This window comes from Variovorax monticola, assembly GCF_051216855.1.
Classification (GTDB): Bacteria; Pseudomonadota; Gammaproteobacteria; order Burkholderiales; family Burkholderiaceae_C; genus Variovorax.
Genome location: NZ_JBPJZP010000009.1, coordinates 204,396 through 230,014, shown reverse-complemented (window position 1 = coordinate 230,014; position 25,619 = coordinate 204,396). Strand labels below are relative to the sequence as shown.

At 66.9% G+C, this 25,619-nt stretch carries 21 protein-coding genes; 13 read left to right on the top strand and 8 right to left on the bottom strand.

Going from position 1 to position 25,619, the window contains the following annotated elements; genetic code table 11:
- The first annotated feature begins 6 nt into the window (after window positions 1-6).
- From ACSFA5_RS30515 to ACSFA5_RS30485, 7 genes are all read left to right on the top strand, one after another.
- Entirely contained in the window at window positions 7-1,848 is a 1,842-nt protein-coding gene (locus ACSFA5_RS30515; protein WP_435447794.1) for a hypothetical protein, read from the top strand.
- 11 nt (window positions 1,849-1,859) lie between these two features.
- Window positions 1,860-2,354 (top strand): hypothetical protein, encoded by a 495-nt coding sequence (locus ACSFA5_RS30510; protein WP_435447793.1) that lies wholly within the window; start codon window positions 1,860-1,862, stop codon window positions 2,352-2,354.
- A 53-nt stretch (window positions 2,355-2,407) separates the two neighbouring features.
- On the top strand, window positions 2,408-3,145 hold the full coding sequence (locus ACSFA5_RS30505; RefSeq protein ID WP_435447792.1) for a Crp/Fnr family transcriptional regulator: 738 nt from the start codon (window positions 2,408-2,410) through the stop codon (window positions 3,143-3,145).
- Window positions 3,146-3,338: 193 nt separating this feature from the next.
- Entirely contained in the window at window positions 3,339-5,558 is a 2,220-nt protein-coding gene (locus tag ACSFA5_RS30500; protein WP_435447791.1) for a type I secretion system permease/ATPase, read from the top strand.
- Complete coding sequence (locus tag ACSFA5_RS30495) at window positions 5,555-7,027, top strand: HlyD family type I secretion periplasmic adaptor subunit (protein WP_435447790.1); 1,473 nt, start codon at window positions 5,555-5,557, stop codon at window positions 7,025-7,027. Before ACSFA5_RS30500 ends, ACSFA5_RS30495 begins: the two co-directional genes overlap by 4 nt.
- Before the next feature lie 99 nt (window positions 7,028-7,126).
- Window positions 7,127-10,087 (top strand): calcium-binding protein, encoded by a 2,961-nt coding sequence (locus ACSFA5_RS30490; RefSeq protein WP_435447789.1) that lies wholly within the window; start codon window positions 7,127-7,129, stop codon window positions 10,085-10,087.
- Between the two features lie 221 nt (window positions 10,088-10,308).
- The gene (locus tag ACSFA5_RS30485; RefSeq protein ID WP_435447788.1) at window positions 10,309-11,910 is read left to right on the top strand and encodes an MFS transporter; all 1,602 of its coding nucleotides are present in this window, start codon (window positions 10,309-10,311) and stop codon (window positions 11,908-11,910) included.
- Window positions 11,911-12,127: 217 nt separating this feature from the next.
- On the opposite strand, the gene ACSFA5_RS30480 is transcribed toward ACSFA5_RS30485, so the two are convergent.
- Entirely contained in the window at window positions 12,128-12,661 is a 534-nt protein-coding gene (locus tag ACSFA5_RS30480) for an HD domain-containing protein (protein ID WP_435447787.1), read from the bottom strand.
- Window positions 12,662-12,891: 230 nt separating this feature from the next.
- On the opposite strand from ACSFA5_RS30480, the gene ACSFA5_RS30475 reads away from it, so the two are divergent.
- The 3 genes from ACSFA5_RS30475 (at window position 12,892) to ACSFA5_RS30465 (ending at window position 17,050) form a co-directional block, all read left to right on the top strand.
- The gene (locus ACSFA5_RS30475; RefSeq protein ID WP_435447786.1) at window positions 12,892-13,398 is read left to right on the top strand and encodes a sigma-70 family RNA polymerase sigma factor; all 507 of its coding nucleotides are present in this window, start codon (window positions 12,892-12,894) and stop codon (window positions 13,396-13,398) included.
- Window positions 13,399-13,489: 91 nt separating this feature from the next.
- Entirely contained in the window at window positions 13,490-14,500 is a 1,011-nt protein-coding gene (locus ACSFA5_RS30470; protein WP_435447785.1) for a FecR family protein, read from the top strand.
- A gap of 129 nt (window positions 14,501-14,629) precedes the next feature.
- Window positions 14,630-17,050, top strand: coding sequence for a TonB-dependent siderophore receptor (locus ACSFA5_RS30465; protein WP_435447784.1), 2,421 nt, complete (start codon window positions 14,630-14,632; stop codon window positions 17,048-17,050).
- A gap of 18 nt (window positions 17,051-17,068) precedes the next feature.
- On the opposite strand, the gene ACSFA5_RS30460 is transcribed toward ACSFA5_RS30465, so the two are convergent.
- A complete protein-coding gene (locus tag ACSFA5_RS30460; protein ID WP_435447783.1) occupies window positions 17,069-19,123 on the bottom strand; it encodes an alpha/beta hydrolase family protein in 2,055 nt (684 codons plus the stop codon).
- Between the two features lie 87 nt (window positions 19,124-19,210).
- On the opposite strand from ACSFA5_RS30460, the gene ACSFA5_RS30455 reads away from it, so the two are divergent.
- From ACSFA5_RS30455 to ACSFA5_RS30445, 3 genes are all read left to right on the top strand, one after another.
- Window positions 19,211-19,867 (top strand): response regulator, encoded by a 657-nt coding sequence (locus ACSFA5_RS30455; RefSeq protein WP_435447782.1) that lies wholly within the window; start codon window positions 19,211-19,213, stop codon window positions 19,865-19,867.
- Complete coding sequence (locus ACSFA5_RS30450; RefSeq protein ID WP_435447781.1) at window positions 19,864-21,261, top strand: HAMP domain-containing sensor histidine kinase; 1,398 nt, start codon at window positions 19,864-19,866, stop codon at window positions 21,259-21,261. The genes ACSFA5_RS30455 and ACSFA5_RS30450 overlap by 4 nt, the downstream gene beginning before the upstream one ends.
- Window positions 21,262-21,392: 131 nt before the next feature.
- Window positions 21,393-21,602 (top strand): VOC family protein, encoded by a 210-nt coding sequence (locus ACSFA5_RS30445; RefSeq protein ID WP_435447780.1) that lies wholly within the window; start codon window positions 21,393-21,395, stop codon window positions 21,600-21,602.
- Between the two features lie 12 nt (window positions 21,603-21,614).
- On the opposite strand, the gene ACSFA5_RS30440 is transcribed toward ACSFA5_RS30445, so the two are convergent.
- From ACSFA5_RS30440 to ACSFA5_RS30415, 6 genes are all read right to left on the bottom strand, one after another.
- On the bottom strand, window positions 21,615-23,039 hold the full coding sequence (locus ACSFA5_RS30440) for an MATE family efflux transporter (protein WP_435447779.1): 1,425 nt from the start codon (window positions 23,037-23,039) through the stop codon (window positions 21,615-21,617).
- Window positions 23,036-23,617, bottom strand: coding sequence for a DUF2239 family protein (locus ACSFA5_RS30435; protein WP_435447778.1), 582 nt, complete (start codon window positions 23,615-23,617; stop codon window positions 23,036-23,038). Before ACSFA5_RS30435 ends, ACSFA5_RS30440 begins: the two co-directional genes overlap by 4 nt.
- 61 nt (window positions 23,618-23,678) lie before the next feature.
- On the bottom strand, window positions 23,679-24,122 hold the full coding sequence (locus ACSFA5_RS30430; protein WP_435447777.1) for a MarR family winged helix-turn-helix transcriptional regulator: 444 nt from the start codon (window positions 24,120-24,122) through the stop codon (window positions 23,679-23,681).
- 5 nt (window positions 24,123-24,127) lie between these two features.
- Window positions 24,128-24,493, bottom strand: a complete 366-nt coding sequence (locus ACSFA5_RS30425; RefSeq protein ID WP_435447776.1) for a GIY-YIG nuclease family protein — start codon at window positions 24,491-24,493, stop codon at window positions 24,128-24,130.
- 60 nt (window positions 24,494-24,553) lie between these two features.
- Window positions 24,554-25,060, bottom strand: coding sequence for a hypothetical protein (locus tag ACSFA5_RS30420; protein WP_435447775.1), 507 nt, complete (start codon window positions 25,058-25,060; stop codon window positions 24,554-24,556).
- Between the two features lie 208 nt (window positions 25,061-25,268).
- Window positions 25,269-25,604, bottom strand: a complete 336-nt coding sequence (locus tag ACSFA5_RS30415; protein ID WP_435447774.1) for a hypothetical protein — start codon at window positions 25,602-25,604, stop codon at window positions 25,269-25,271.
- Window positions 25,605-25,619: the final 15 nt, after the last annotated feature.

Sequence of the window (25,619 nt, the reverse complement as noted above, 5' to 3'; positions counted from 1 at the left end):
CGGGGCATGAAGCCGGGCGAAAGCCGGCGGTCGACAAGCGTCGGCCGCTGCGACATCGCCCCGGAAGCTGAACCTTGGCACGAGCAAAAGCGACGGTTGGCGGGCATGGCGGTCAAACACAAGCAAAGAGGAAAAGCGGTGACAGCAAGATCGAGAGTTTTCAGGACATTCGCCGCATTGGCGGCGGCGTGTGCGGCCATTTCGCTGGCCGCTTGTGGAGGGGGCGGCGGAGGCGCAGGGGCGGGCGCGGCCGTGCTCCCAGTGATGCCACAGCAGCTGGCCACTGCGCCGCCTGCATCCGTGCCGACGCCGGAGCCACTCCCGACATCCGGACCGATCGCAGCGCCACCCGCGGCGGCGGACCCTGTCGTCGGCACAGTCACGTTGACCGGCAAAGTCACCTACGACTCGGTTCCCAACCGGAATGGCCCGCTTGTCTACGCCGACACGGTTGCCAAACCCGTGCGCGCTGCCTCGGTGGAAATTCTCGACGCCAAGGGCGCGCTGGTGGCGGCGGCCACCACCGACGACAGTGGCATCTACACAGCGGCAGTGCCTGCCAGGACCATGCTCACGGTGCGCGTTCAAGCGCAGCTTCTTCGCAGCGGTGCCGGCGCGAACTGGGACGTGAGCGTACGGGACAACACGACGCAGAACGCCTTGTATTCCATGGAGTCCGCTGAATTCCCTTCGGGCGCCGGTGCGCCCAGGCGCGATCTGCACGCGGCTTCGGGGTGGGGCGGTGCCGGCTACACGGAGCCGCGCGCGGCGGCGCCTTTTGCGGTGATGGACACGGTCTATGCAGCGATGCTGAAGGTCGAGGCCGCCGCACCGGGAACGCGGTTTCCGGCACTGAAGGTTTTCTGGAGCGCCAACAACCTCGGCGCCGTGGGCGACAAGTCGCTCGGGCAGATCGGCACCAGCCACTTCGCCAACATGATCACCGGCGCGGAGATGTATGTGCGTGGCAAGGAAAACGTCGACACCGACGAGTTCGACTCGTCCGTGATCGCGCATGAATGGGGCCACTATTACCAGGCGGCCTTCAGCAGGGACGACTCGATCGGCGGCCGCCATGCGGGCCCGGACCGCGTTGATCGCCGCGTTGCCTTTTCCGAAGGTTGGGGAACAGGCTTTTCGGGCATCGTGCTCGAGCGCAACAACTTCATGGATTCGACCGGGGACAAGCAGGCGCGAGGCGGCGGTTTCGACCTTTCGCGCGGGCCGCAGGACAACCCCGGCTGGTACCGCGAGCTGTCGATCCAGCACATCTTCTGGAGCCTGAATGCGCAGGTCGGCTTCAAGCCGATCCATGACGCCATGACAAGCATGCCGTTCAGGACACATGCGCCGGTCACTTCCATTCATTCCTTCGCGGCCGCATTCAATGCCGTGGCGCCGGACAGCGCACCGGTCCTGGCGGCCTTGCTGCGCACGCAGGGCATCAGCGATGCGCCCAACGATCCTTTCGGCCTGCTGGAAACCAACGCCGGGGGCCTGCCGGAGGTGCCCAACGTCTTGCCGATGCACACCGAGGCGCAGGTGGGCGTTGCCGCCGCGGCATGCGTCTCGAATGTGGCGGGCAGCACGAACAAGCTGGGCAACTACCGCTACCTGCGCTTCACCGCGCCCGCTTCGCGCGAGTACCGGTGGGCGCTGGCGCCGACGACCGAAGGCGCCGATCTCGCCGTCTCTTTCTATCGCGGCGGCGTCGTTCCCGAATGGACCCGCAAAGCACCTGCCCAGCCTTCGGTGACTGTCGCCAACCTGACCGCCGGCTTCGACTACATCGCCGCAGTCCAGGATCGCAACGGCACCTCGGCGTGCTTCAACCTCACCATCCAATAGAAACAACAGCGATGACCAAACTTCGTTCGACCTCCCGTGTCGCGGCTGCCTCGATCGCCGTGCTGCTCGCTGCCGCAACACTGGCGGCGCAAGCGTCCGGCACCACCACGCTGGCACCCCGCAAGCCGCACGACTCCGGTGTCGGCATGACCTACCGGATCGACGCCACGCCGCAGCTCGGGCGCGCGACGCCCGTCGTGCTGCAGTTCGACAGCGTGACGGATGTCGATGGCGCCGCGGTGAGCTTCAGCACCGATCCTGGCCTTTCCATCCAGGGCAATCGCACGCTGGCACTGCCGGCCGGCAAGAAGACCGCTGCCACGGTGTTCCTGGTCAGCGAAAGCGAAGGCCTGTCCTACCTGCACGTGTTCATCACGCAGGGCGGCGGCATGAGCGCCATCTCTGTCCCCATCCAGACCGGGACGACCGCAGCCCTCATGAAGCCGTCGGGCGAGCTCAAGCGAAACGCGCGTGGCGACAAGATCATTTCCATGCCGGCCAGGTAATGGATGCAGATCGGGCATTCATTGCCTCCAGCTTCAGCATGCCGGCAACCAGGATGAAAACGCCTCATGGCGCGCCGGAAAATCTGGCGCTGATCAAACAGGGCTTGGCCGTGACGGCGGTTTTTTCGTCGTGGCCGGACGAACTCCTGGAAAGGTTGTTGCCTGCATCGCGGCTGCGCCGGCATTTGCGTGGCGACTACGTGTACAGCGAAGCGCTGGGCGAGCCGGAAATACTGGCTGTGGTGTCTGGCCACCTCATGGTGAGCCGTGTGGGTTTCGACGGTTCGCAGGTGCCCCTTGCGATTCTTGGGCCGGGGTTCGTCAGCGGCATGTCGCGCGGACTGAATCCGAACGATGAAGCGCTGCATGGCTACCGTGCTCACGACGATGCGGTCGTGGTTCATCTTCCGGCGCGGGTGGTGATTCACGCGCTGGGCTCCGACGCAGCGCTCTGGAAAAACATGGCCCGCGTGCTGTCGAAACAGCATCGCCAGATTTTCACCACCGTGCTGGACCAGTTGACGGGCAACACGCGTCAGCGGCTCGCGGCCGCCATTGGTAGGCTCGCCTGGATCTACGGCGTGGACGACGAGACCCGGAGCCTGCGCCTGCGGCTTTCGCAGGACGACCTCGCGGCCATGCTGCAGGTTACCCGGCGGTCCATCAACAGGGAGATACACACGCTCGAAGACCTGGGCCTGATTCGCTCGGAATACAACGGAGTGACCGTTCTCGACTTGCAGGCGCTGCGCAAGCTGGGCCGCAATGTGGCCGCGGAGGCCGATGCCTGAATCCTGCTGCGGATTGCCACGGCGCGCGGCGCTTCAGCAGGCGCTATGAAATCTGGAAACACCATCTTCATGGGAAAAGGAATGCGATGATTTTTGTCTGGCCAGGGTTGAATTTTCTTGGCGTGCATGTCGTGCGGGTCACTGTTGCGGTGGTCACATTCGTGCCAAAGCGTCTGCTCGGCCGGGGCCGCCTGTGCTGAGTGCACAGACGGATGCGCCCGAGGGGGCAAAAGGAGCAGAGTCACCTTCCAGGTTGGCGATAGCGTCTCTGTCGGCGCTATGCACCATTGCCCGCTTTCACCAGGTTGCAGCCGATGCGTCGCTGCTGGCGCACCAGCTGGGCCTGACGCCTTCAGAGCCGATAGACATCGCCACGCTGCTGCGCGCAGCCAAGCACCTCGGCCTCAAGGCCAAATCCTCTCGCACCACACCTGAGCGCCTGTCTTTGACTCCGCTGCCTGCGCTGGCCGTGCTGCGCAACGACGACGGCAGCGAGCGCTTCGTCATCCTCGCCCAGTGCGATGCGCAACGCATCCTGCTGCAAGACCCCGCTGCAGAAACCGCCCGCCCCGTCATCGAACCCCTGGACGTCTTCGCTGCGCATTGGACCGGCGAACTCATCCTCATCACCTGCCGCGCCAGCCTGGCGGGCGAACTCGCCAAGTTCGACTTTTCCTGGTTCATTCCCAGCCTCGTCAAGCACCGCAAGTTGCTGGGCGAAGTGCTTTTCATCTCCTTCATCCTGCAGCTCTTCGCGCTGGTCAGTCCGCTGTTCTTCCAAGTGGTCATGGACAAGGTGCTGGTACACCGCGGTGTGACCACACTGGACGTCCTCGTCATCGGCCTCGTGGTCGTCGTCGTCTTCGAGTCGTTGCTCAACGGCTTGCGCAGCTACGTCTTCAGCCACACCACCAACCGCATCGACGTCGAACTCGGCGCGCGGCTGTTCCGTCACCTCGTGCAGTTGCCTCTCGCCTACTTCCAGGCCCGGCGCGTCGGCGATTCGGTCGCCCGCGTGCGTGAACTAGAGAGCATCCGCAGCTTCCTGACAGGCAATGCCCTCACGGTGCTACTGGACGTCGTCTTTTCCATCGTCTTCGTGGCCGTCATGCTGTTCTACAGCGCGCCACTCACCTTGATCGTGCTTGTCAGCATGCCGCTGTACTTTGGCCTGAGTCTGGCGGTGGTGCCCATCCTGCGCCGTCGCCTGGACGAGAAGTTCGCCCGCGGAGCAGAGAACCAGGCCATGCTGGTGGAAACCGTCAGCGCCATCCAGACCGTCAAGGCCACAGCACTCGAGCCCGCCTTCGGGCGCCGCTGGGACAACCAGCTCGCGGCTTACGTCTCGGCCAGCTTCAGAACCCAGAACCTCGCCAGCTGGGCGCACGAGGGCGTCAACCTCATCGGCAAGCTCGTCAACGCCGCCACCCTCTGGTATGGCGCGCACCTGGTCATGAACAACGAACTGACGGTCGGTCAGTTCGTCGCCTTCAACATGTTCGCCCAGCGTGTGAGCCAGCCCATCATGCGCATGGCCCAGCTGTGGACCGACTTCCAGCAGACCGGGATATCCATGGCACGCCTGGGCGACATTCTCAACACCCGCACTGAAGTCGCGCCCAGTACCGCGGCCCAACTCCCGGCGCTAAAGGGCCGCGTCACGCTGGACAACCTGAGCTTCCGCTACCGCCCCGAAGCAGCCCCTGTGCTCAACAGCGTCAGCTTGGACGTGCGCCCCGGCGAAGTCATCGGCATCGTCGGGCGCTCGGGCTCCGGCAAGAGCACGCTGACCAAGCTCGTACAGCGTCTCTACACCCCTGAGCAAGGGCGGCTGCTGGTCGACGGCATCGACATCAGCCTGATCGATGCGGCGCAACTGCGAAGACAGGTGGGCGTCGTGCTGCAGGAGAACACCCTGTTCAACCGCAGCGTGCGCGAGAACATCGCCATCGTCGATCCGGCGGCTCCGCTAGAAGCGATCATCCACGCGGCCCGGCTTGCTGGCGCGCATGAGTTCATCAGCGAGCTGCCCGAGGGCTATGACACCATGGTCGGCGAGCAGGGCGTCGGCCTCTCGGGCGGGCAGCGCCAGCGGATCGCCATAGCCCGCGCGCTCTTCACGCACCCGCGCATCCTGATCTTCGACGAGGCCACCAGTGCGCTGGACTACGAGAGCGAGTCCATCGTGCAACGCAACATGGCGCACATCTGCAAGGGGCGCACCGTCTTCATCATTGCCCACCGGCTGAGCGCCGTGCGGCGTGCCGACCGGATCATCGTGATGGACAAGGGCCGAATTGTCGAAGGCGGCACGCACGAAGTCCTTTTGAAGCGACCCAAGGGGATCTATGCGCACCTGTGGGCGATGCAGGATGGAAGGCTTCCCAACGAAGAGGCAGGAGCAACGGCATGACAGAAGTCTCTGGCACCGCACCTGCTGCCAACGCCCCCAGCGTTCGTCATCCGGTTCTTGAGTTGCTCGGGCGCTACCGCGCGATCTTCATGGCGGCCTGGAAGCACCGCCACGAACTGGCCGGCCCCAGGCGCCTGTCCGACGAAGCGGCTTTCCTGCCAGCGGCCCTGAGCCTGCAGGACACGCCCGTGCATCCGGCGCCGAGGCGGCTGGCCTATGCGTTGATCGCGCTGTTCCTCATTGCCTTGACATGGTCCATCTTCGGGCAGATCGACATCGTCGCCGTGGCGCCCGGCAAGATCATCGTGAGCGAGCGCACCAAGGTCATCCAGCCGCTGGAGGTGAGCGTGGTCAAGCGGGTGCTGGTAAGGGATGGAGACCATGTGGAGGCCGGACAGGCATTGGTCGAACTTGATTCCACCAGTGCGAATGCGGACAAGAACAGCGTCGACGAGCAGTTGAAGTCGATGCAGTCGGAGGTGCTGCGCACACGAGCGTTGCTTCAGGCGCTGAGCTCGCAAGGCGCAGCCCGCACGCCGGAACTGGGCAAGCGCATTCCCACCGGCTGGACGGACGGCGACATCGGCGCAACGCAAGCCCAGTTGGGCGATGAGTGGAGCGAAATCACAGCCAAGCTCGCGAAGGCCGCCTCTGAGATCAACCGTCGCCAGGCCGAGATCGCGACCGTGCGCGAGATGGTCACCAAGCTGGAAACCACGGTACCGATTGCGAAGCAGCGAGAGGCCGATTTTCATCAACTGGCCAACCATGGGTTCATGTCGAGCCATGCGAACCAGGACCGTACGCGAGAGCGCATCGAACTCGAGCGCGACCTGGCAACTCAGCGCGCCCGGCTCGCCGAAGCCAATGCCACCTTGCGCGACAGCGAGAACACCCTAGCTGCCTACATCGCAGAGACCAAGCACAGCCTGAGGACGCGGGAAGCGGCGGCTGAACTCAAACGTCAGCAAGGCACGCAGGATCAAGCCAAGGCCGGCCTGCGCGAGAGCCTCACCACATTGAAGGCCCCGGTGGCAGGCACGGTGCAACAACTGGCCGCGCACACAGAAGGCGGCGTGGTTACGCAAGCGCAGCCTCTGATGGTCATCGTGCCCGACGGCGCGCAAGTGACCGCCGAGGTGACGCTGGACAACAAGGACATCGGCTTCGTCAACACCCGCCAGCAAGCCACGATCAAGCTGGAGACCTTTCCGTATACGCGTTACGGCACGGTCAGCGCGACCGTCAGGACGATCACGGCAGATGCAGTGAACGACGAGAAGCGCGGAGCGATCTTCCCGGTGACGCTGAACCTGGGGGCGACAACTATCGACGTGGATGGCAAGGCGATCAAGCTATCCCCGGGGATGAACCTTACGGCGGAGATCAAGACGGGCAAGCGGCGAATCATCGAATTCCTGTTGAGCCCGGTGCAAAGAGCAGCGAGCGAGAGCTTGCGAGAACGATAGCTCGCAAGCGATCTGGATCAAAAAATGAAAGGAGGAATTACTTCGAATCAAACTGAGTTTTAGTGCGCTTAATCAAACTTACAGGGATAGGAATAAATCGTGAATAAAAACGGAAAATCTATTGAAACGGGTGAGTCGTCTGGTGACTTCGCTCAGAAGTTCTTTGGCACTGACGGTGACGATTACTTGGTAGGTGGGAAAGGCAACGATCTTCTGATCGGCGGGGCCGGAAATGACGAGCTGTCGGGCGGACTTGCCGGCGAAGTAAGCAAGGACGTTATGGAGGGCGGCCTTGGCGACGACCGGGCTTATGCCGACTGGGATGGGAGCCCTGCAGTTGCTACCGGGGTGAGCGAGTGGGAAGCGGAGCGCGACTTTCAATACGCCTTTGACTACCCCGTTGAGGCAGCCGCTGCTGCCGTAGCCGCCGCCGCAGCAGCCGCTGCAAAGGCCAAAGTCGAAGGGGAAGACACCTTTCGGTATCGTTCGGGCGACGGAAATGACCGTCTCGTCGGCATCGAAACTCTGGAACTGCTCAACCTGAATCCGGATGAGGTGCGGCCTTCCAGCGAAACGGGTATTGAGATCGTGTCGACAGGACAGATTATTTCGGCCGATGGGGCTCTGGACAAGATCAAGTTCGCTGACGGCACCGTTTGGGGGAAAAAGGAGATGCTCGCGGCACTGAACGTCGACGAGACCCTCACGGGCACAGACGGGGACGATGTGATCAACGGCTATGCAGGCAATGACACGCTCGAAGGCGCGTTGGGCAACGACACATTGCGCGGCGGTAGTGGCGACGATACCTATGTCTACTACGCAGGCGACGGTAACGACCGAATCGTCGATGGCAACGGCAACGACGGGTTGGACCTGAGAAGGCTGGACGCCACAGACGTGACGCTGAACGCGACCGCGCAGGGTAATCTGGAGCTGCAGATCAAGGAAACCGGCGAGCGCATCATCATCGGGACCTCCGGCACAGGTGCGCAGATCGACCGCATCGACTTCTTCCAGGACGGCTCGTCCTGGGGCGCGGCGGAGTTCAACGCCGTGATGAGCAAAGACATGGTCTTTTCAGGCACCGACGGCCATGACCACTTGATGGGCTGGCGAGGCAACGACACGCTGTTGGGCGGCGGCGGCGATGATCTTCTGGACGGAGGAGAAGGCAACGACACATTGATCGGTGGATTGGGCAACGACCGCTTGAATGGCAGTTTGGGCCAGGACATCATGGAAGGCGGATTGGGCGACGACATGGCTGTCAGTAACGGGGCAGGCACCTATCGTTACCGTTCAGGCGACGGCAATGACACGATCAAAGGTGTCAAGACCTTGGAACTGTTGGACCTGAATCCGGTCGACGTGCGCTTTATGGGCGAACTCGGGCAGGACCGGTTGCAGGCGATCAAAGTGCTGAAGACAGGGCAGACCATTTCAGACGACGCAATCTCGCCGAGCGGATGGGAAGAATGGATCGAGGCGAAACAGGCAGGGCGCCCCCAGCCGGGGGATTGGGCGTACGTGCCCCGTAGGCTGGACACTTTCGTAGACAGCATCAAATTTGCCAACGGCACCGTGTGGGGCAAGAACGAGATGATCAAGGCCATGAACGCCAACGAAAATCTGGCGGGCACGAAAGGTAACGATCTGATCGAAGGCTTTGGCGGCAACGACACCATTGACGGCGGCAAGGGCAACGACACCTTGCGCGGCGGGAGCGGCGACGACACCTATGTCTACCTTCCAGGCGACGGTAACGACCAAATCATCGATGGCACAGGCAATGACACCTTGAAGCTGGCGAGATTCAAAGTCACAGATGTCCTGCTGAACGCTACCGGGCAGGGCAACCTGGAGCTGCAAATCAAGTCAAGCGGGGAGTGCATCACCATCGGGACATCCACGGGGGGGGCGCAGGTCGACCGCATCGTCTTTTCCAATGGCTCGTGGGGCGAGAAGGAGTTCAACGCCGCGACGAGCAAAGGTGCGGTCTTTTCGGGTACTGAAGGTCGCGACTCCTTGACCGGTTGGCAGGGTAACGACACCCTGGACGGCCGTGGTGGGAACGATGATTTGTCGGGCAGGGACGGCAACGACACCTTGGACGGCGGACAAGGCAACGACACTTTGCGCGGTGACGCGGGCAACGACACCCTGACAGGCGGAGCAGGCGACGATGAGATGTACGGCGGAGGGGGCGACGACACCTACCGCTACCTTCAAGGTGACGGCAACGATCGCATCGACGATGGCAGCGGCTACGACACTTTGGAGCTGATAGGTGTCAAAGCCGCAGACGTCGCGCTGAACGCCACTCTGCAGGGCGATCTGGAGTTGCAGCTTCATGCAACAGGGGCGCGCATCACGATGGGGACTGTCCATAGGGGGGCGCAAGTCGATCGCATCGCCTTCTCCGATGGCTCGTCTTGGGGCATGACGGAGTTCGATGCCGCGATGAGCAAAGACATGGTCTTTTCCGGCACGGACCGCTCCGACAACTCTACCGGCTGGCGGGGAAACGACACACTGAACGGCGGAGCAGGCGACGACACCTTGAACGGTGAGGCAGGCAACGACTCCCTGTCCGGCGGACAAGGCAAAGACGTCTTGTACGGTGGGGCAGGCAACGACACCCTGATTGGCGGAGATGGCAGAGACTTGTTGGCGGGTGGGAGTGGAGACGACACTTACCTCTTTTCCACCGGTTGGGGGAGTGACTCGCTTTATGAAGGCAGCAGCGCCGCGGACGGCAACGACACCCTCAAGTTCGGCGCCGGCATTTCGGCCGAGCAACTCTGGTTTCGAATGGTTGGACTCGATCTGGAAATCTCTGCCATCGGAACGCAAGATCGAATCTCCATTGAAAGATGGGCTTACAACAAATCGGTTGAACAGTTCACCACCAGCGATGGCAAGACATTGAAGGTCAATGACGTACAAAACCTCGTGCAGGCGATGGCTGCCTTCTCGCCGCCAGCGGCGGGCCAGACTTCCTTGTCCGCCAGCCAGCACAACAGCCTTGACTCGGTGATCGCCGCAAACTGGCATTGACAACGCCAGACTGAGAAGCGATCGCTGCGCGGAGTGGCCAAGCGATGGCGCCGCGCGCGATCTGAGTGTTTGTCTTTCTCCCTTCGCCTCTGGGGGAGGGCCGGGGTGGGGGCACGACAGCGCTGAAACAAGCTCGGCGTATCGTTGGAGGCCTGCCCCCATCCCAACCTTCCCCCAAAGGGGGAAGGAGCAAGGCAGGAATTCCTCACCAAGGAGCCCCCATGGCACAGATCGGCAAGGCGCCCTGCGACGACACGCTGATCCTGCATGGCTCGCGCACCGGGGAGGGCGCATGCCCCGAGGCCTCCAAACCCTGGGTGCTCGCCGCGGCCATCGCGGGCTCCAGCATGGCCTTCATCGACGGCACCGTCGTCAATGTCGCGCTGCCGGCCATCCAGGCCGACCTGCACGCGACCGCTTTCCAGGTGCAATGGGTGGTCGAGTCGTATGCCTTGCTGCTCGCGGCGCTGCTGCTGGTGGGAGGCGCGCTGGGCGACCATTTTGGGCGGCGACGCATCTTCGCGATCGGCATCGGCGTCTTCGCTGTGTCGTCCGTGGGTTGCGCGCTCTCGACCAGCGTGCAGCAACTCATCGCAGCGCGGGCGGTGCAAGGTATCGGGGGGGCGCTGCTGGTGCCGGGCAGCCTGGCGCTCATCAGCGCGTCGTTTCCAGAGAATGAGCGCGGCAAGGCCATCGGCACCTGGTCGGGCTTCAGCGGCATCACCGCGGCGGTGGGGCCGGTGCTTGGCGGTTTCCTGGTCGATCACTTTTCCTGGACCTGGGCCTTCCTCATCAACGTGCCGATGGCGCTGGGCGTGCTGTGGATCGTCTGGCGCCATGTGCCCGAGAGCCGGGGCGCCTCGGCCCGCGGCGGGCTCGATGCATGGGGTGCGCTGCTGGCGACGGCCGGGCTGGGCGGCATCGTGTACGCCTTCATCGAGGCGCCTGCGCAGGGTTGGCGTTCGCCGTCGGTGCTTGCCGCACTGGCCGTCGGGGTGGCGGGCAGCGTCGGCTTCTTCGCCGCAGAGCGCAAGGTGCGCTCGCCGATGCTGCCTCTGGCGCTGCTGCGCATCGGCAACTTCAGCGGCGCCAACCTGCTGACGCTGCTGCTGTATGCGGCGCTGGGCGGCGCGCTGTATTTTCTTCCGCTCAACCTGATTCAGGTGCAGGGCTACTCGGCCACGGTGGCGGGCGCAGCGCTGTTGCCGTTCATCTTCATCATGTTCGCGCTCTCGGGCTGGGCCGGGCAACTGGTCGACCGCTTCGGGCCGCGCATGCCGCTGGTGGTGGGGCCGTCCATTGCCGCCGTCGGCTTCGCGCTGTTCGCGGTGCCGGGCGTGGGCGCGAGCTACTGGAGCGGCTTCTTGCCGGCCGTGGTGGTGCTGGGCTTCGGCATGACGGTGACGGTGGCGCCCTTGACCACCACGGTCATGAACGCCGTCGGGCCTGAGCTTGCGGGCGTGGCCTCGGGCGTGAACAACGCGGTGTCGCGCGCGGCGGCGGTCTTGGCGATCGCGGTGTTCGGCGCGATCATGGCCTGGGCGTTCGACATGGCGCTGGCCGGCCACCTGCGCGGCATGGGCGCGTCGGCGCAGGTGACGGCGTTCCTCGAAGGCGAGCGCAGCAAACTGGCCGGCGCAGGGGTGCCGCCGGGCGTGGACGCCGCCACCGCCGCGGCGCTCAAGCGCGCGGTGGCCGAGTCTTTCGTGGCGGGGTTCCGGTGGGTGATGCTGCTGGGCGCCGGTCTGGCCGTGCTGAGCGCGGCGAGCGCGTGGCTGATGATCCGGGGCCGCCCTGCTGAGGGAGGCCCGGGCAACACATGAAGAGACGACATGCCGGTGCAGGAAGAGCAACGCGTCGATGTGCTGATCGTCGGCGCGGGCCTCTTCTTATGGACGCTCGAAAACGACCTGACCTGTGCGCAGGGATGCCGGCTGCTCAACCACATGGAGAAGCACGGCTGGGCGCAATGCGCGCCGCGCAACGCCGACCCCGCGCGGGTGCCGCAACCGTGGCCGGATCTTTCCTCGGGCGCGCAGCTCAAGCCGGCGCGTGAGCGGGGGAGAGCAGCGCGTCGAGTTCCGCCCACAGCGGATCGCATTGCCCCGCGCGGTACGCCGCCGCCCGGAAGGTCGGGTGTTCGCCGTGGTACGTGTCCCAGAGCGTGCGGTGCCCGTCCGCCACGCAGGCCCGTACATTGGCCAGCCGGTCGGCGGCCTTGACCACCAGGGCCAGTTCCTCGTCGCCCGTCACCTTCGCGAGCGCCGCATAGGTCTTGGCCTTGCGTTCCTTGCGGGTGGTGCCGGGTGCATCGGTCAGCAGCGCCACGCAACGCGCGACAAGGTCGCCGAAGCGCGACTGCACTTCAGGCACCGTGGCGTCGGTGTCCTCGACCACGTCGTGCAGGTAGCCGATGACCTGGGCCGCCTCGCCGTAGGGCTGCAGCAGGGCGACGACAGCGTCCAGGTGATGCACATAGGGGTGCGGGCCGTACTGCTGGTCGCCGTGCATGGCGATGGCGTAATGGCGGGCGGCAGTGAGGCCGGGTGTGGGTGTGCTGGTTGAAAGGGTCATGCGGCGTTGTCCTTGGGCTCGTTTCATTCTGCTTGTGCGCGCGGTGCGCGAAAGGCGGCCACGGCGCATCGGCGATGTCGGCGGTGGCGCTGCCGAGATGCCGCGAAGGTGCCGCGAAGCCGCAGATAATCGGCGCTTCCCGTCTTTTGTATCGCATCAGGTCAGCCACGCCGTGTCGAAGCCAACCTGCCTCTGGACTTCGATCCACCCTGTTCGGGTGTGCTGCGCCTGTGTTCGAACGCTATTACCGCGAACTGCTGAGCTTTCTCTCCCGCAAGGTGTCGGACCGCGCCACCGCGGCCGACCTGGCGCAGGAGAGCTACGCCCGCGTGTACGAGGCGCAGCGCACCGGCAGCGTGGTGCGCGACCCGCGCGCCTTGCTCTACCGCACCGCCCGCAACCTGGTCACCGACCACCATCGCCGCACCAGCGTGCGTGCCGGGGAGGGCACGGCCTCGAACGAGGAGCCCGTCGAGCTCGACGACTTCATCGGGCCCGAGACCTTCGAGCCCGACACCATCCTCGCGTCCGGCCAGGGCCTGGCGGCCATGGTCGAGACCATCGACAGGCTGCCCCCGCGCTGCCGCGAAGCCTTCGTGCTCTACAAGTTCGACGGCCTCTCGTACGCCGAGGTGGCCGAGCGCATGGGCGTCTCGGTGCGCACGGTGGAGATGCAGCTGCGCATTGCCATGGAGGCATGCTGGGCGTGCCTGGAGCGCACGAACGGACCCCGATGAACAAGAGGACGGAAGCGGCAACGCGCGAGCGATGCGATACAGGGTTTTGCAGCGCTCGCGCGTCTACATCGATAGGAGAGCTCGCCGAGCCATGACCCCACCCTTGCCACCGCCGGAAGATGCATCGCGCCTGCGACAGGACGTGCTGGAGTGGTTCGTGCGCCGCCACCGCGAGGCATGGCGCGCGTCGGACGAGCGCGAGTTCCAGGCCTGGCTCGGTGCCGACCCGCGGCATGGCGAGGCGTACAGCCAATGGGAATCGCGCTGGGAGGCGCTCGACGCCATTTCGCCCGAGACCGTCGCCACCTGGCGCAGCGGCTTCGCCGGCAACCGGGCGGCGCCCACGCGCCGCGGCTTCCTGCGCCCGGCCCTTGCCATGGCGGCCGCGGGCATGGCCGTGGGCGGCGGCTACCTTGGCTGGAGCCACCTGCAGGCCCAGCCCGTGTTCGAACAGGCGTTCGCGACGCGGCGCGGGCAGCAGCTCGACGTGCCGCTGCCCGACGGCACCCGACTGCGGCTGGACACCGCCACCCGGATCGAGATCCGGCTTTTTCGCGATCGCCGCGAGGTGACGCTGCTCGACGGCCAGGCCGTGTTCGCGGTGCAGTCCGATGCGGGCCGCCCGTTCGACGTGCTGGCCGGGCCGCTGCGGGTGCGCGTGGTCGGCACGCGCTTCGCCGTGCGGTACACGCCGGGCATCGCGGGCGCCGACGGGGCGCGGGTGTCGGTCGACGAGGGCAAGGTGCACGTCATGCGCAAGGAGGCTGCGAAGGACGGCGTTTTCCTCGTCGCCGGGCAGCAGGTGGAAAGCGATGCGCTGGGCGTGCTGGCGGCGGTGTCGTCCGTTCCGGGCGAAGGCATCGCGCCCTGGCGCGAGCACCGGCTGAGCTTCGTGGACACGCCGCTGTGGCGCGCGCTCGCCGAACTGGAGCGCTACGGCAGCACGGGGCTGGTGGTGAAAGACCCGGTCGTGGCGGCGCTGCGCCTGAGCGGCACCTTCGATCCGCGTGACGCGCGCACGCTGCGGCGCGCCTTGCCGAGCGCCTTGCCGGTGCGCCTGAAGGATGCGGGCTCGGTCGCCGAGATCGTCTCGATCCCTTAGCCGGCAGCCCGGCAGCCCGGCCGCGACGGCGGCGAAGTATTTTTTTGCGGGGGCTACGGGATTTCCGGTGCCTCGTGCGTCAGCCCAGATAGGAACCACTTGCATTCACTACCTGGAAGACGCTTTTTCATGAACCGCTTGAAGACGACGCCGGCGCCGCTGGCCCTGGCCATTGCGCTGGCCCTGGCGAGCTCGCCGATGCTGACCCTGGCCCAGACGCAGGGGGCGCCTCGACAGATCAGCATCGCCGCGCAACCGCTGGCCGAGGCATTGAACGATTGGGCGCGGCAAACGCGCATCCAGCTTGTTGTGCAGCAGAGCCTGGTGGCGGGCAAGACCGCGCCGGCCATCTCGGGCAGCCTCACGCCGCGCCAGGCGCTCGACCGGCTGCTGGCCGGCAGCGGCCTGGCTGCCACCATGCAGGGCAATGCCGCGGTCATCAAGCCCGCGCCGGCTGCAACGGGGGCAACGGGCGCATCCACCTTGCCGGCGGTCACGGTGACGGCCGGTGGTGAAGAAAGCGCCACCGGCCGCGTGCAGGGCTACGTCGCCAGGCGCAGCGCCACCGGCACCAAGACCGACACGCCCATTGTCGAAACGCCGCAGTCGATCTCGGTCATCACGGCCGACCGCATCGAGGCCATCGGTGCCACCAACCTCAAGGACGCACTGGGCTACACGCCGGGCGTGTCGACCACCACCTACGGCGCCGACTCGCGCTACGACTGGATCTCGCTGCGCGGCTTCGACGCCTATTCGCCGGGCTTCTACCTCGACGGCCTGCCGCTGCGCAACAACAGCACCTGGGGCGTGTGGCGCACCGAGAACTACGGCGCCGAGCGCATCGAGTTGCTGCGCGGTCCGTCGTCGGTGCTGTACGGCATGAGCGGGCCGGGCGGGGTGGTGAACGTGGTCAGCAAGCGTCCGACGGCAGAGCCCGTGCGCGAGCTGCAACTGCAGGTGGGCGACCACAACCGCAAGCAGGTGGCGGGTGACTTCTCGGGCGCGCTGGACGCCGAGGGCAAGGTGCTCTACCGCATCACCGGCGTGCTGCGCGACGCGCAATTGCCCGCCGCAGGCGAGCCCGACGACCACACGTACATCGCGCCCTCGCTCACCTGGAAGCCGTCGAGCGACACCACGCTCACGCTGCTGTCGCAGTTCACCCGCACGCGCAGCGGCGTGTACACCCGCGCGCGGCCGAAGGTCGGTTCGCTGGAGCCGACCGCGATCGGCACCTACATTCCCTCGACGCTGTTCGTGGGCGAGCCCGGCTTCGATCGCTTCAACCAGGACCAGGAAATGGTCGGCTACCAGTTCGAGCACCGCATCGACGACACCTGGACCGTGCGGCAGAACGCGCGCTATGCGCACCAGAAGCTCGACTACAAGGGCACGCAGCTGTCCGGCTTCGCCACCGTGAACCCCGACCTCCCGAGCGACCCGGCCAACTTCCAGCTGCTCAGGCGCAGCGTGTTCGGCAGCCGCGAGAACATCGGCGCGGTGGCGCTCGACAACCAGGCGCAGGCCGACTTCCGCTGGGGCGACACGCAGCACAAGGTGCTGGTCGGGCTCGACTACCAGCGCACGCGCATCGACCAGTTCACCTTCAGCGGCGGCAGCGCGTCGCAGCTGAACGCCTACGCGCCCGTCTACGGCGGGCCGATCCGCGTGCCCGAGCCGTACTTCAACGGCATCACCCGCCTGACGCAGACCGGCGTGTACCTGCAGGACCAGGTCAAGTGGGGCGACCGCTGGACGCTGACGCTCGGCGGGCGCTACGACAGCGCCGACAGCACCATCGACAGCCGCCTGGACGGCTCGCGCCAGCGCATTCGCGACCACAAGTTCACCAGCCGCGCGGGCCTGGTCTACCTGCACCCGAGCGGCTGGGCGCCGTACGTGAGCTACTCCGAGTCGTTCGCGCCGACGGGCGTCATCGACCCGGTCTCGGGCGATCCGTTCAAGCCCGAGAGCGGCAAGCAGTACGAGGCGGGCGTGCGCTACCAGCCGCCCGGTCGCAAGGCGCTCTACAGCGCGGCCGTGTTCGACCTGCGCCGCAAGAACTACATCAGCTACGACGGCGACTTCCTGCCCAAGCAGACCGGCGAGATCTCGGTGCGCGGCCTGGAGCTCGAGGCCACCACCGAGCTGGTGGCGCGCCTGAACCTCACGGCCTCGTACAGCTACACGCCGCGCGCGGTCGTCACGGCCAGCGCCAACCCGAGCGAAATCGGCAAGCAGGCCACGGCCGTGCCGCGCCACCGGCTGTCGGTGTGGGCGGACTACCGTTTCGCCAACCGCGTGAAGGTGGGCCTGGGCGCGCGCTACACAGGCTCGAACCGCGGCGACGGCGAGTCGGTGGCGCCGAACCGGGTGCCGGCCTCGACCGTGTTCGACGCCATGGTCGGCTACGACATCGACCGCTGGAGCCTGGCGCTGAACCTGCGCAACCTCACCAACAAGACCTACATCGCGAACTGCGGCTACGGCAACTGCTACTACGGCTATCCGCGCACGGCGGTGGCGACGGCCACCTACCGCTGGTAGGCCGGGGCCGCGCAGCGGCTACTGCTGCCGCGGCATCAGCTCGTAGAAGTCGAAGCCGTTGCTGCGCCCGCCCAGGCAGGCGGCCAGGGTGTCTTCGATCCTGCGCGACTGCGCGAGCCGGTTGCGCCACTTGCGCACGCTGTGGCCTTCGTCGGGGAAACCCATGAACTCGACCGGCCGACCGAGCCTGCGCAGTTCGGCGACCACGTCGTCGGAGTCCTGGCGCAGCACGCGCACGTCGTTGCCGCCGTGAATCACCAGCAGCGGCGCGGTGATGCGGTCGATCTGCGAGATGGGCGAGTCCGCGAGCATCTTCGCGCGCTCTTCGGGCTGGTTCACGTCGCCGTAGAACAGGGCGAAGTAGTGGCGGTTGCGCCAGAACGGCGGCCAGTTCTCGATCACGCGCGGCCAGTTGGCCACGCCCACCATGTCGACGCCGCAGCGGTAGTCGTGCCGCTTTTGAATCAGCTGGGCCAGCACCGAATACCCGCCGAAGCTCGCGCCCAGCACCGCCATGCGTTGGGGGTCGGCCACGCCCTGGTCGATGGCCCACTGCACGGCCTCCGCGATGTCGCGCTGCACGCGGTCGTTGGTCTGGCGAGCGCCGGCCATCATGAAGGCGCGGCCGTAGCCGGTCGATCCGCGGTAGTTCACGTTGAGCACCGCATAGCCGCGGTTGGCCAGCATCTGCGTGCCGTTGTAGCTGGCGGACCGCCAGCGGTCGCGTGTCCACGGGCCGCCATGGATGTCGACCACCAGCGGCGCAGGGCCTTGCACGCCGCGCGGCCGCACGAGGTAGCCGTGCACCGTCAGCCCGTCGGAGGCCTTGAACGAGAAGGGCTCCATGGGCGAGAAGATGTCGCCGGTGGGCGGGCGGGGCGGCGTCAGGCGCTGCACCTGCTGCGTGCCCCGGTCCCAGAGCAGCTCGACGTTCTCGTTCTCCGTGACGGCGCCGATCACGAGGCGCTGCCGGTCTTCGGCCATGCCCCACGGGCGTGCGATGACGGGTTCTTCCGTCAGCCATCCGCGCTGGCGCGCCCTCTTCACGGCGTCGGACACATCGTTTTCCAGCGCGGGCTCGAGGTAGTCGATGCGTGGCTTGCCGGCTTCCGAAACGTAGGCGAGCGGACCGCCTTGCTGCGGAGGAAACACGCCGAAGTCCAGGTCGACCTCGGCGTTCTCGGCCAGCACCTTCTCGTTGCCGGTGGCAAGGTCGGCCTCGACCAGCACCACCTTGTCGCGCAAGATGTTGGTCAGCGCCCAGAGCTTGCCCGCAGCGCGGTCGATGCGCTGCGGCCAGTAGCTGTCGAAGGCCTGCACCGTCTTGAACGCGCGCCAGCTGCCGTCGGCCTGCCGCAGCTCCAGCAACAGGTCGGAGCCGTCGACCTCGCCGAGCTGCCGCATGCGGCCCGAGAGCTCGCGCTGTGTGTCGATGAACCAGCCGATCACGCGGCTGCCGGGTTCGCTGCGCGCCACCTCCTGCACGGTGCGCGTGCGGGCATCGGCCTCGAACAGGTCCATGCTGGAGCGCTCGCGCTGGTTGTTCGCGAAGAAGAACCGCGCGCTGCCCGGCGCGCCGGCCCCCACGTAGGTGGAACGGACGCCAGCGCCGGGCATGACGGCCCACGGCTTGGCGCCCGGCGATTGCGTGTCGAGCACGAAGATTTGCGTGTTCTCGTCGCCGGTGAAGTCCTTCAGGTAGGCGATGTGGCGGCTGTCGCGCAGCCATGTGTAGGGCCGCGCCAGCGTTCCGGTGGCAAAAGTGCGCGTGCCCTTGCCGCCGGGTTCGCCCGCATCGGCCGTGCTGCGCACGCCCAGGCCCACGTCGGTGCCCACCGTCTGTACCGACAGCAGCGATTGCCCGTCGGGCGACAGCACATGGCCGTTGACGACATCGATGTCCGCCACGAAGCGCCGCATGGGCACCAGCGGCGGCAGGGCGTCGTTCTTCTGCGCGGCCACCAGCGCCGGATGCGTGGGCGCGGTGGCGCAGGCGCCGAGCAGGGCGAGGACGCCCGCGGCAAGCGCCATGGCGACAAGGCGCTGGCGAAGTGTTCTTTGCGTGCTTCTCATGTCTGCGGGTCCCTTCCTTGTGTGACCGGATTCTGTGCCGCCCGACCTTTGGCAATGCCAAAGGTCGGCTCCCGCACAATCGCGCCCGTGCACATCCTGTTGATCGAAGACGACCTCGACCTCGGCCGCGCCCTGCAGGCCGCGCTGAAGGTCGACGGCCTGAGCAGCGAGTGGCGCCGGCGTGCCGCCGATGCGCCCCGCGTGCCCGACGCCGCTGTGTTCGACTGCGTGCTGCTCGACCTGTCGCTGCCCGACGGCAGCGGCTTCGACCTGCTGGCGCGCTGGCGCCGCGAAGGCAGCGCGCTGCCGGTGATCGTCATCACGGCGCGCTCGGCGGTGGAAGACCGGCTGGCCGGGCTCGACGGCGGCGCCGACGATTTCGTCATCAAGCCCTTTGCCACGGCCGAGCTCATCTCGCGCATCCGCGCGGTGCTGCGCCGCTCGGCGCGCCAGGCGAGCGAAGCCTGGGCACTGGGTCCGTTGACCATCGAGCCGCGGCGCCATGCGGCCTCGCTGCACGGCGAGCCGCTGGACCTGTCGCCGCGCGAGTTCCAGCTGCTGCTGGAGCTGGCGCGCGAGCCGGGCGCGGTGGTCGCCAAGGGCGTGCTGGCGCAAAGGCTGGAGCCGCTGGGCGAACCGCTGGACTTCGCGGCGGTGGAGGTGCATGTGTCCAACCTGCGGCGCAAGATCGGCAGCGCCATGGTGCACACCGTGCGCGGCGTGGGCTACATGCTGGCGTCATGACGACGGCGCTCGCCATGCTTCGGCACTGGGTTCGGCCGACCATCGGCCAGCGGGTGCTGCTGGCGCTGCTCGCGGCGTTCTTCCTGGTGTGGGCGATGCTGGTGCTGTACTTCTACATCCAGTTCCGCCAGCAACTGGCCGTCGACCAGGGGCTGAAGAAGTTCGGCCGCGCGCTCACCGCGTCGCTGCTCGAAGTGAAGGGCGAGGCCGAGGCCGTGACGGTCATGAAAGCCGCCGCCACGCAGTTCGACACGCTGCGCATCAGCGGCAACCCGGGCGGCAGCATGCTCATGCAGCTGCGCGACCGGCGCGACGGACGGTCGATCTACACCTCGCCGAACATCGGTGCGAGGCAGCTCGAAGGCCCGCTGGCGCAGGTCATCGAGGCCGACCTCGAGGGCTCGCCGTACTGGGTGTACGGCAGCGACGCGGGCCGGTGGACGCTGCACCTGGCGGAGCCGCCGATCACCGGCGCGTGGGTCGTCGAGCGCAACGCGGGCCGGGTGTTGCCGCACCTGCTGCTGGCGTTCCCGCTGGTGCTGCTGCCGGTCTGGTTCGCCGTGCGGCACGGCCTGCGGCCGCTGCAGCAACTGGCCGACCGCATCGCCCGGCGCGGCAAGACCGACCTGTCGCCCATCGGCTTCGATCCGCCCTATGCGGAACTGAAGCCGCTCACCGCCGCGCTGGAGCGCATGCTGCAGCAGCTGCGCGACAAGGTGGCGCAGGAGCGCGCCTTCGTGCACGACGCGGCGCACGAGCTGCGCACGCCGATGGCCGTCATCGCCGCGCAGGCGCATGCGCTGGCGGGCGCCGGCACCCTGCAGGAGCGCGAGAGCGCGAGGCACCACCTTGAGCAAGCCATCGCCCGTGCGTCGCACCTCACGCAGCAGCTGCTCGACCTGGCCTTGCTCGACGGTGCGCAGGGCGCCGCGCCGAAGCGCATCGACCTGGCGCAGTTCACGCGGCAACTCCTTGCGCAGGCGGTGCCGCAGGCCATGGCGCGCGGCATCGAGCTGACCTTCGACGCGCCCGACAGCCTGGACACCGACATCGACGTGCCGGCCTTCCAGTCGGTGCTGGAGAACCTGCTGCACAACGCCATCCGCTATGTGCAGGACGGGGCGCAGGTGGCCGTCACGCTGCGCACCGAACCCGAGGGGCTGATGCTCTGCGTGGCCGATGACGGGCCCGGCATTCCTGCCGCGGAACGCACGCGGGTGTTCGAGCGCTTCTATCGCGGCGCGAGTGGCGTCGCACAAGAGGCGAGCGGTTCGGGCCTGGGGCTGGCCATCGTCAGCCAGGCGGTGCATCGCATGGGTGGGCAGGTGGCGATCGTGGCCGGGCTGTCGGCGCACCGGGGCGTCGGGTTTCGGGTGCTGCTGCCCGCGGCTTAGCGAAGGCTGGCCCGCAGGTGCCGCACCAGCGCCTGCGAACTTCCCATTGACAGGCTTCGCACCGGTTGACACGGGCGGCAACCGGTCCGATATTGAACTTGTCGGTTCATCGTCAACGCAAAGGAAACCCGATGCAGAAAATCGTTCCCTGCCTCTGGTTCGACGGCAACGGCGAGGAGGCGGTGAAGTTCTACAGCGCCATCTTTCCCGACGCGCGCGTGACCGACACGCTGCTCTGGGGCCATGCCAACCCCGCCAAGGCCGCCCGCGCGATGCAGGCGATGATGAAAATGGTCAAGCTCGACATCGCCGAAGTGCAGAAGGCCTTCGACGGGGCTTGAGCTTTCTGGTGGCTACACCAGCCGGCGGATCGCCTTCTTGCGCCACACCAGCTGGTAGTACCCGGTCTGCAGCAGCAGCATCGCGCCGAAGGTGGCGGGGTAGGCGATCCAGATGCCGTCCAGCCCCATGCGATGGCTCATCACGTAGGCGACCGGCACTTCGACGCACAGGATGCAGACGATGGAAATCAGCGTGGGCACCAGCACCGAGCCGCTGGCCCGCATGATCCCCGACAAGGCCGAGGCCATGCCGAACATCACCAGGCTCCACAGCATGATGTGCAGCAGCGTCTGCGCAATTTCGATGACCGGCGCGCTGGTGATGAAGAAGGCCATCAGGTGGCGCGAAAACAGGTAGCCCAGCAGCACCAGGCTGCCCGTGAGCACCAGGTTCATCAGCAGCGCGGTCTTCGCGATGGCGCCCAGCCGGTCGGCCCGGCCCGCCCCGATGGCCTGCGCCCCGAGGATCGACGCGGTGATGGCAATCGAGATGGCCGGGAATTGCACGTACGCCACCACCTGGTTCACCGCGCCGTAGGCCGCCGTGGCGCTGGAGCCGTAGCTGTTGACCATCGACAGCAGCACCACCTCGGCCAGTGCCACCACGATCATCTGCACGCCCGTGGGCACGCCGATCTTGAGCACCGCCTTCAGCAACTGCGGCTGGATGCGCAGGTTGCGAAAGAACTCCGCGTCGGGCGCGAGCGGGCTCTTGCGCTGGCGCAGCCGAAAGCCCAGCCACAGGGTTGCGACCACGAAGGCCACCACCGTGGCCCAGGCCCCGCTGGCCACGCCGAGCTGAGGCAGGCCGCCCCAGCCGCGAATGAGCGCGGGCGTCACCACCAGCCCGACCACCGTCGAGATGACCAGCGTGAACAGCGGCGTGACGGTGTCGCCCACGCCGCGCAGCATGGCGGTGGACATCAGGAACACGAACAGGCCCGGCATGGCGATGAGCATGATGCGGGCGTAGCGCGTGGAGTCGGCCAGCACGTCGGGCGGCGTGCCCAGCATGGCGAGCATCGGCGTGGTGAAGACACCGCCGAACACCGCGATCAGCAGGCCCATCAGGATGCCCACCGACAGCGTGGTGCCGGCCACGGCCTTGACCTTGGCGACGTCGCGCGCGCCCCAGGCCTGCCCGATGAGCACCGAGGCGCCCGCGCCCAGGCCGATGACGAAGGCGATGAAGAAGAACATCACCGGGAAGAAGCTCGACACCGCCGCCAGCGCGCCCACGCCCAGCATCTGCCCCACGTAGATGTTGTTCAGCGTGCCCGACAGCGACTGCAGGATGTTGCTGAGCAGCATCGGTGCCAGGAAGAAAAGAAAGACCTTCCACAGCGGGCGCGACGCATTGAGGGGCGACACGGGCACGCCTTTCAGGCCGCTCTGGCCGGCAATGCTGCTGCCGGTGGCTTCGGTTGTTGTTCTCATGAAGGGGTGTTCCAGCCGGCGGCCGAGAGTTTTTGCAGGTGGACGCGCAGGTCGGCGGGCCAGGGTTCGATCAGGGTGTCGAAGCGCTGCGCCTCGCCGGCGAACAGCGCGCGGGTGGCTTCCTCGAAGCCGGGCAGGTTGCCCGCGATGGCGGTCATGAAGCGGTAGGCGGCTTCGCGCGCGGCACGCACGGTGTCGCGCTCGGCGTGCACGTGGCGCGCGTCTTCGACCAGCTTGCGCAAGGCGACCGACGCACCGCCGGGCTGGCGGCCCAGCCAGTCCCAGTGGCGCGGCAACAGCGTGACCTCGCGCGCAACCACGCCGAGCTTGGGCCGGCCGACGCCGCGCGGGGCGTCGTCGCGGTGGGGCGGTGCCGCGGAGGTGCCGGACGCCGGCCGCTCGTGCAGGTCGTGCGGATCGAGGTCCATTTGCTCGCCGGTCTGGTCGTCGAATGCGAGGTACGGTCCGGGGTCGTCGCGGCGGCGCAGTTGCTCGATCACTTCGGACTTGCTGCCCTGTGCAACGCGCTGGAAGCCGAAGAACACGGTCAGGTTGAGAGGGGGGGTGTCTGGTGACATTCGGGTTTTTGTCTCCCGGTGTTCGGGCGAAACGAGGTACGTAATCTACCCGCTGCAGCGATCAGGCGTGCAGCGCGTTGTCGCCGCACAGGGCCCGCAGAACCTGCCGGGCCCCCTGCAGGCGCTCTGCGGCGATCGGCCGCAAGGCTTCCCTGCAGTGCGCCTCGACGGTGGCGACCGCACCCTGCACCAACTGCCGGCCGCCGGGGCGCAGGGCCGCGTGGCGTCGCGGGTCCGCGCCGGGGCCGGCCACGCGTTCGGCCAGGCCGGTCTTCTCGAGCAGCACCATCCGGCGGATCAGCGCGGACATCGGCAGGCCCAGGGTGTGCGCGAGCCTGTCCAGGGGCAGGCGAGTGTCGTGCGCGCCCAGCAGCAGGTGGAGGAGGGTGAAGTCGCTGAAGTTCAAGCCGTGGAACGCGCCGAGGTCTTGGTCGAGCCGCAGATCGAGCTGGGCGTGGGCACGGCGCAGGGTCAGGCAGAAGTCGAGTGCGTCGATGTCATTCATCGCGTTCATGGCGTGTTGTAGCCCTGCGCGCCGAAGCACTGCAATTCTTCCTGCCAGAGCGCCAGGAGCTTTTCGAGCTCGGCGGCGCGGTCGAAGGCCGGGTCTTCCGGGCGCTCCTTGACCCGGTCGATCACTTCGAAGGCGAAGGCATCGGCGCCGTGTGCGAGCCAGTCGCCCTGCAGGGTCTTGTTGCGGTGCGAACGCAGGTTGAGCTCGAAGCGCGCGCGGTTCATGGCGCCTTCCACGTCGAGGCTGCCGGACACGTAGACGCGGCCGTCGGGTCGGTGGCGCACGGCGAACACGCCAGCCGGTCGCACGTTGTCCTTGTAGTGGCGTGTGAGGGCGCGTCGGGTTTCGGAGGAAAGGTTCATGCGGCAAATATTACCCGGGCAAAATTAAATACGTAATATACCCGGGTAAAAATAAGCCGCTCAACTTTCCCGCAAGCGGCGCCAACCGCGCGCGATGCGCCGGTTGATCGCCCGCACCATCCGCCACGGACGACTCTGGTGCACGAGCGCCAGCACCTGGTCCTTCCATGCCTTCCAGCGCGGGTACCAGCGGGCGAACCAGGGAATGCGCATCAGCGGTCCTTCGACCAGCTGGAAGATCCGCGCGACGAGTGCCGTGCCCACCAGCTTGGCCAGCACCAGCACGGTCAGCGCGGTGGCGGCGTGCCCGCTGCCGAACAGAAAGAGCGCCAGCACCTTGACCGGCAGCAGCAACACCACCGGCACGAAGAACGCCAGCAGCGCGCCCCAGGGCGGCAGGCGTCGCAGGCGGTCTTCGAGGGAAGCCCAGAAGGGAAGGCGGGACAGCCGCGCCACGAGCGCCGCCAGCGGCTCCCATCCCCATTCCTCGAAGAGCAGCAGGGGGATGACGAGTGCCGTGGCAAGGGCGCGGAGAAGACCGCGCAGGAAGCGCGCGAAGGAAGTCATGCGCGAAGGGTACGGCAACACGCGCCCGCAGGCGCGCGTATCCGCGGCACTGCGCCCGCAGGGGCGCGTATCCGAGGCACTGCGCCCGCAGGGGCGCGTATCCGAGGCACTGCGCCCGCAGGGGCGCGTATCCGAGGCACCGCGCCCGCAGGGGCGCGTATCCGAGGCACCGCGCCCGGAAGCACGTGCGCCCCGCGGCGCGCGTGCGCTATTTCTGGGCCGGCACGAAGAACAGGTACTCGCCGCGTCCGAGCTCCGGCGTGACCTCGTAGCCCGCGCACAGGTCGGTCGCGCACTGGATGATGACCACGCGCGGCCAGATCGTCCCCGAGGTCGGGTAGCCCGGCATGTACTGCGGCACGTGCCACACGCCCAGGTCGCCGACCGGCTCGGCGTTGTCGGTGCCTCTGGCGTTCTGCAAGCCGCTGCCCATGGGCATCCGCTCGATGCGCAGCACGTAGGTGGGGGGCGGAGCGGCCGCTGCGGCCGTTGCCAGGGTCGCCAGGCAACAGGCTGCCGTCCACGAAAGCAGGGTCCTGGTCATCTTGGACTCCCGGCG